This window comes from Chamaesiphon sp. OTE_20_metabat_361 (assembly GCF_031364565.1).
This window is the reverse complement of record NZ_JANLWO010000586.1, coordinates 1-3,086: the sequence shown is the minus strand read 5'-3', so window position 1 is coordinate 3,086 and position 3,086 is coordinate 1. Positions and strand designations below refer to the sequence as shown.

Sequence of the window (3,086 nt, the reverse complement as noted above, 5' to 3'; positions counted from 1 at the left end):
CAAGGCTTACGCAAACTTCCCGAAACCGTCAGACAGCCCACGATGATTCGCGAATTATTTCGCGCAGCGCATTCGATCAGGGGTAGTGCTGCCATGCTGGGACTTATTGACGTGCTGACGATCGGCAACCAGTTTGTAGCCAACTTTAGACTGCTCAAAGAGCATCCGCAAATTGCGGTAGACAATCAACTCCAATCGCTATTTCTGGAGAGTTTTGGGTTTTTGCAAGCCGGGATTAATGATGTGCGGATCGCTCGCGATCCTTACTCGCGCGACCCCGAACTAGGAGATCCCATCGGCGATCCGGTATTTGAAGAACTCAAAGCTTATCTTCAGCACTTAGTGGCTACCAGTGAAGCCGTCGCCGCACCAGCGCCAGAACGCAGTTCGGCTCAAGATCCGGCGATCCAGCAGGTATTTGGTGAGTACGTCACTCGCAAACTAGACGAACTAACCAGTTTGTGTCTCCAAGCAGATAGCCCGGAACTCCGCGTGCAGATGCAGCAAATTTGTCAAAAGCTGGGCAATCTCGGTGAAAATTTTGAATTCCTAGAGTGGACGAATTTATTTACTGCTTGTCGGTTGGCGATTGCCAATCCCAGTAATTTCCTCGCCCAACTCGGTCAAAGTATCAGTAACGCTGTCAAACAGGCACAAGTGCTCGTGTTGGCAGATCGGCATCAGTCGATCGGGATTACGCCCGAGTTGGAAGCCCTAATTGCCAGCCAAAATCGGACTACCAGATCGTCACCACCGCCCAGTGACGATCCGAGTACCTGGAAATTGGATGAGTCTAGCGATCCGATGGCGGGGATGGTGATGATTAGTGATGGCACTACCCAAAAACTCCCCGAACTAATCTCGATTAGTGGTGGCAAAGTTGAGGCATCTGGAGCGGAATTTCAATCGATCGGTCATAACAGCCTGAATTTTGCTGACTCGCTCGCATCGCTAGATACTGAGTATGATGCGGATGCGATGGAGTTGAACGAGTTTATGAGCTTACTCAGTGACGATCTGCCCAGTGAAGGAACTTGGATGCAGGATGATGATTTCCTAGATCGCGATCTGCCATTGTTAGATTTGGGCAATTCAGATCCCAATAAATTCTACTCCCAAATGTTCGAGCCAGACCCAGAAACGGCAGCGACCGATCGAGTAGATGTGGTAGTTACTGGCAATAGTGCTGAGGCAATTGTCAGTCCTGGTTCGCTCGAACTACCCTCAGATGCCGATACTTATGACGAAGAAACATTTTACAATCCCGATCTAGGCACCTTCGACGGCGATTTCCCCGGTTTTTGGTCGGATACCGAGCTAGCCCCGTCCCAGCAACAGCCGGGATCTGCCGATCTCGACCTGCTGGCGAATATCGATGGTCAACTTCAGCCACTGTCTTCAGTTGGCGATCCGATCGATCTCCCCGCACCAGATTTTGGATTAGATCAACCCATGAGCGGTTTGTTTAGCACCGCTGCTACTGCTGAGGATTGGGCTGAGTTAGAGAATTTACCACCGATGGCACTCGCGCCAGATGTGCCAGAATTGCCGGATCTCAGCGCACCTAATAGCGATTTCGCTCCCGTGGCGACACCAGCAGCGCAAGTCGATCGCGAGCCTCAAAGTACTGCCGAGCCAGTCGCATGGGCGGACGCGCCAGCTTCCGAGAGCCTGTTTTTGGAAGCATTAAACTATGGCAATCGCCCCGATTCAGACAGTTTCTCACTCTCTTTAGAACATTTAACTGCGGATGAATTACCGCAATCGATCGTCGAAAAAGACCAGATTGCCGATGAATTAAATAACTGGATTGATAACTCTATCGAGCAAAACGATCTCGCAGGTATCGGTACATTCGACCTCGATATGTTTGGTGACGAACCGCCAGTTGCCGCCGATTCTCAGCTAATCGACTTCGATCTAGATAGCTTAAATGAGCCAAATCTGGGTGAATTAGATCTCGATATTCTCGATCGCGAGCCACTGGTCGAAACTGCCGATCCACACGTTACTAATTTAGATTTAGCGCGATCGCTGGCTACTGAATTAGGTAGTAACGAGCCACTAGTAACCGATCTGGATGACTTAGATTTAGATCTACTCGTTGGCGGAGCCTCTCGGAACGAGAATCGCGAACCAGAACTCGCTCCTGGCGATCTGCCGATGAGTAACTTAGATCTGTCCGAATCGAGCGGCAAACCCCTAACCAATGAGCTGGAATCGATTGCCCGATCGCCACTTAACGACGATCTTATCGATTTTAATCTAGATTTGTTCGGTGATAAGAGCGCTTTATCAGACTTGGCTAGTGGTGACGGGTCGAGTGATTTTAATGCCGATCGAGAACTAGGTTTGAGCGATGATTTTAGTAACTTAGATTTTAATGTAGAGTCAGATCGACTTGGCGATTTAAACTTTGACTTTGATGACTTGGCGCTTGGTTCGTCCTTCGATCCTAGTCCAGTCGATCTCGACCTAGACTTTTTGAACATTGGCAGTGAGCCAGTTGTCGGCTCATCTGAGCCGACAGCAGAGTCAGTACCATTAGAGTCAGACGATAACATTGAGGTTACTGATGATGGTGCTTTCGGTCTGGATTGTTTAGGTGCCACCGAACTCAATTCGGATGATATCTCATCTCTAAATTTAGAGCTAGACTCAAATGCTGAGTCAGGACTGCTAGACTTCGATGCCTTGAGCGGACAATTAGAATTAGAAATCGATAACATCGATCGTACTAATGATGGCGCTCTAGATCTCGATTCATTAGGTGAAACCGAACTCAATTTAGACGAAACATCCTCTACAAATTTTGATAACTTAGACTTTAATCTTGATGATTTTAGTTCTGAATTAACCGATCGCGAATTGACATTAGATGGATTAGACGGGTTGGATTTACCAGCCGCAGATCTCCCAGATTTTGGCAACTTAGATGCCTTAATGGGTGTCACTGCCTTGGGTCTGGGTGTGGGCGGTGCGATCGCTATAGGCAGTCAATCGTCAGCCCTTGACGATCTCGATGCCTTAGTCGGAAGTCCAGCACCTAATCTCGACGATCTCGACGCATTAGTCGGTAGTCCAGC

Annotated in this window: 1 protein-coding gene; it reads left to right on the top strand. The window is 48.7% G+C overall.

Annotated features, from left to right (window positions below):
* Window positions 1-93 precede the first annotated feature (93 nt).
* Window positions 94-3,086: hypothetical protein (locus tag RMO35_RS16940; protein ID WP_309742493.1), on the top strand; the 2,993-nt coding region annotated here is incomplete at its 3' end.